Source organism: Bartonella sp. AU18XJBT (assembly GCF_028618595.1).
In the GTDB taxonomy this organism is placed as follows: Bacteria; Pseudomonadota; Alphaproteobacteria; order Rhizobiales; family Rhizobiaceae; genus Bartonella.
The window spans coordinates 1-3843 of sequence record NZ_JAQITE010000077.1 but is presented as its reverse complement, the minus strand read 5'-3'; the positions used below and the strand labels follow the sequence as shown (position 1 = coordinate 3843).

The following is a 3843-nucleotide window of genomic DNA, read 5'->3' as shown; positions in this document are numbered from 1 at the left end:
TTTGAAAAGAGCAAAAGCGGTGCTTCTGTAGGTGTTGGAATTGCAAGCGCTAAAGATACGGGCGATCAATGGGAAACCACTTCCACACAATCACACATCACGGCACGCCAAGATGTGCAGATTACTGTTGACAATGATGTGAATTTACAAGCAGCCAATGTTTCGGCGGATCGTGATGTCAACATTGATGCTGGCAATAATATCACCCTATCAGAAAGCTATGATACCTCTAACGCAAAAGAAAAGCATGAAAAGTCTTTTGCTGGTGTGACAGGCTCTGTCAATGTGGGCATTCTTGGTGCCGTACAAGATGTAAAGGATGCAGCCAAACGTTTTGGTCATGGGGATACAAAACACAAAATCGGCAATGGTCTTATTGCTGGTCTAAAAGGCTATGATCTCTATAGCAAAGGCAAAGGTCTTTATAATGGGATGAAAGGTGGAAACAAACAGTCTATTCGTGATATTGCTGATGTTTCTGCCAGCGTAACCGTGGGCTTTAAGACAGAGAAGAAGGAGGCATCTGTTCAGACCTCTACTGCGGTGACAGATAGCATAGCAGGCGGACGCGCTGTTAACATGCAAGCCCACAAAGGTAGCATCCATGGTGTTGGAGCCGATATTATCGCTGGTACAAACCCGATGCGAAGCAATGATGCACAGAGTGGGAATATCACCTTGGAGGCAGGGCAACATATCACCTTTGAAAGTGCGCAAAACACACAAAGCACACAAAATCATACGCAAAGCGCTTCAATGAATGTTGGGTATAGTTATGGTACCAGTGGTACAGGGTGGATGGGGAATGCTTCTTTTGGTAAAGGCAAGGGTTCCAGTGAGGAAGTGCATCACAAAAACAGCCATATTGTTGGCACTGGCACTGTTCATACCAGCAGTGGAGAGGATACCACATTGGCAGGCGCCGTGGTTTCTGGAAATCAAGTAGAAATGGAAGTAGGAGGTGATTTCTCCGTTACCAGCCGCAGTGATACGGGACAAAGTTCCAGCAAGCAAGACTCTTTTTCTATTGGGTTTAATGGTGGAAAAAAGGATGATGCAGCCACAACCAATATTTCCTTGAACAAGGATAAATCCTCTAGCGATTATCATAGTGTTGTAGAACAATCAGGCATCAAAGCGGGTGATGGCGGCTTTAAGATCAACGTTAAAGATAAAACGACCCTAACCGGAGGCATCATTGCCAGCACTGCGCCGGCAGATAAAAACAGCCTGACCACAGGAAGCATCAGCACCAGTGACATCAGCAACAGTGCGCATGCGCAAGCCAGCAGCGATGGGATCAGCATTGCTGCGGGTGGTCCAATGTATCAGGGCAAATATGGTGTCGGGAAAAACATTGCTAAAAATGTCTTAGATCATTCAAAAGCTAAAGATTCAGAGGAAGGATATACCAAATCTGCTATCAACAATGGCACCATCGTCATTACTGATGAAGTAGGGCAGAAGGCGTTGACAGGGCAAGATGTTGAGCAAGCCATAGCCTCCTCCCTTAATCGTGATACTGCCACCGCCCATAAGGGTGTACAACAGCTCGATGTAGGCAAGCTGGAACAAATCGTCCATGAAAACCGTGAAATGGCAACTCAACTCTTAGAAGAAGGGTTTAAATACAGCGATGATTCCTATAAAACCATGTTTATCAAAGAGCACCCCATCGCTGTGGTCGACCGCGATGAAAAGGGCAATACAATCTATGAAATAGATGCAAATGGGCAGTATATCAAAGACGCTCGTGGACAACCTATCCCTAAGTTTCATTATTTAACGGCTGAGGAAAAGGAACATTTGCAAGAAGGTGCTGATGGCAAGGTGCATGTGTTCCTCAATGGCATTTTTACCCCACCCTATGAGGCGGCTGTTTATGCTGAGCAACATGCGGAGAATAAAAATGTACCGCTTTATTTTGTTGTGTTCCCCCAGGCTGATTCTGCTATCTCAGAACTCTTGGTAGCAGGCTATCAGAAGTTCATGGAAAATAACTTTTGGGGTTTGACCAATTCCACACAAGAAGCAAAAGATATAATGTCTCGCTATGGTAACACAGGATTGCATTTTGATGCCCATAGTCGTGGCAGTTTGACAGGCTTTAATATGATGAATTCTTTCAAACAAGAAGGTGTAAATGATGTAGCTGGCAATACAACGATCAGTTTCCATGGACCAGCGGCTAATGTTTTGGCTGCATCCGGTTTGTTAGGTTATGTGAGTGGTGGCAAACAAACCACTATTGGCTTTGATGGGCATAGATTTGACTTTGTAAGCAGAATTATTGGCGGTAATGGCTATACCTATGAGACAATACCTGCTGGTAGTAACTGGTGGAAAGAAACATGGAATATGTTCTCAAATCCCATAAATCCCCATACCTGTCTTGGAAATGCGAGCTCAGCATGTCGATATGTTTATGGCTCATCCAATCTAGTACAAGTCCCTTTAAGGAGTAAAAAATGAAACAAATTTTAAAACTATTAGGTGTTGTAACTTTGTTGAATATAGCTGGATGTCAGTTTAATAAAACTCCTTCATCATCTTTGGCGATGTGGGAAAAGCCTGGAGCAGACTTTACTGAGGTAGGCAAAGCATTATTAGAATGTGGAATGCCAGCTCCTTATGATGTATTTCCAGAAAACAGAAATTTAAGCAACAATGCATGGGCAACAATTCATGCCTGTATGATTCAATCAGGTTTCCGCTATAAAGACCAAAGGGGGGGGGGCTGGTGTGTAAATCATAAAGGGGAAAACCTTCCCATTTGTCGTCCAGGCGCTGTGATCCCGAGGCGCAGTGTTAAGAAGCGCTTAAATAGCCCTTTTTGTAAAAAGCATCCAGAACAATATGAATGCTATCCTTAAGTCTTGCTGTTTGTAATGACCAACAATCCGCCATTCTTGCCTTCGCTTGGAATGGCGGGATTGTTTTCTCAATCTAACATCTCAATATTGTATGTAAAGCAATATGGCGTAGAATGTACTTAGTAATCCTATAACCAGGTTGCGATACAGGACGGTTTTTGTTATCATCCAAGTTGATGAGCTTGAGAAAGACTTGTCCGTCCTTATATGACAAGTTTTTTTTTATGCCGCGTCGTTATAACGTTGCTGTTTTGCTTGCTCAATGACATTCAAAAGATCTGATTGTAACCAACGCGATAAAAAACCAAATTTTAAAGGTTTTGGCAAAGATCCATTGGTAACATGACGGCGGAATGTTGAGACACTCATATGAAGCAATTTTGCACTTTCACGGTCTGTCAAAAGAATATCATTTTCTGTCATACTAAAATCCTTTCTATCAAAAAATGAGAACAAATCATAACTATTTATTAACCACATTTTGGTTCATTTAGAAAGATGTTTTATTCATAGAAAACAATATTTTATCATATAATTTCTGATGTGATACGTGATGAATCTTATTGAGAAAGAATGAGAGAAAAGAGAGCTAAAGTTATCCACAGATCATGGGGTTATGCACCCCATATCTTAAGATTGACCCGTGACATATGCCGCCCATTTATCCATATAGACACGGCGCTGTTCTAGATAATCAGTACGACGATAGGCACGCTCTACTTTACCGCCTACCGTATGACTTAAAATGGTTTCAGCGATCTCATAGGAGGCATCGGTTGTCTCAGCGAGCCAATCACGTAAACTAGAACGAAAACCATGCGGGCAGGCTTCAAGTTTATTTTTTCTCATATACTTTGCCATACAACTATCAGCAAGGGGACTACGGCCTCTAGCAGAGAAAAAGAAATCATTGCGTGATAAAAGGCGTGCTTGTTTTAAAATGTCTAATGCTTCTGTTGATAAAGGCACG

Annotated in this window: 4 protein-coding genes; 2 read left to right on the top strand and 2 right to left on the bottom strand. The window is 42.4% G+C overall.

The window, feature by feature from the left end; genetic code table 11:
• Both PVV60_RS09675 and PVV60_RS09670 read left to right on the top strand, forming a co-directional pair.
• Positions 1-2472, top strand: a 2472-nt coding sequence (locus PVV60_RS09675) for a hemagglutinin repeat-containing protein (protein WP_273724570.1), incomplete at its 5' end; no start/stop codon positions are given.
• Complete coding sequence (locus tag PVV60_RS09670; protein WP_273724569.1) at positions 2469-2873, top strand: hypothetical protein; 405 nt, start codon at positions 2469-2471, stop codon at positions 2871-2873. The genes PVV60_RS09675 and PVV60_RS09670, both read left to right, overlap by 4 nt.
• Positions 2874-3095: 222 nt before the next feature.
• Here PVV60_RS09670 and PVV60_RS09665 read toward each other — a convergent pair whose 3' ends face one another.
• Positions 3096-3296, bottom strand: coding sequence for an AlpA family transcriptional regulator (locus tag PVV60_RS09665; protein WP_015856172.1), 201 nt, complete (start codon positions 3294-3296; stop codon positions 3096-3098).
• Positions 3297-3503: 207 nt separating this feature from the next.
• Positions 3504-3843 (bottom strand): tyrosine-type recombinase/integrase (locus tag PVV60_RS09660; RefSeq protein WP_404977305.1); only part of this gene is annotated, 340 nt, incomplete at its 5' end.

Bases quoted from the DNA above. Each gene is read 5' to 3' on its own strand.
- PVV60_RS09670 (WP_273724569.1), top strand. From the start codon at position 2,469: ATGAAACAAATTTTAAAACTATTAGGTGTTGTAACTTTGTTGAATATA.
- PVV60_RS09665 (WP_015856172.1), bottom strand. From the start codon at position 3,296: ATGACAGAAAATGATATTCTTTTGACAGACCGTGAAAGTGCAAAATTG.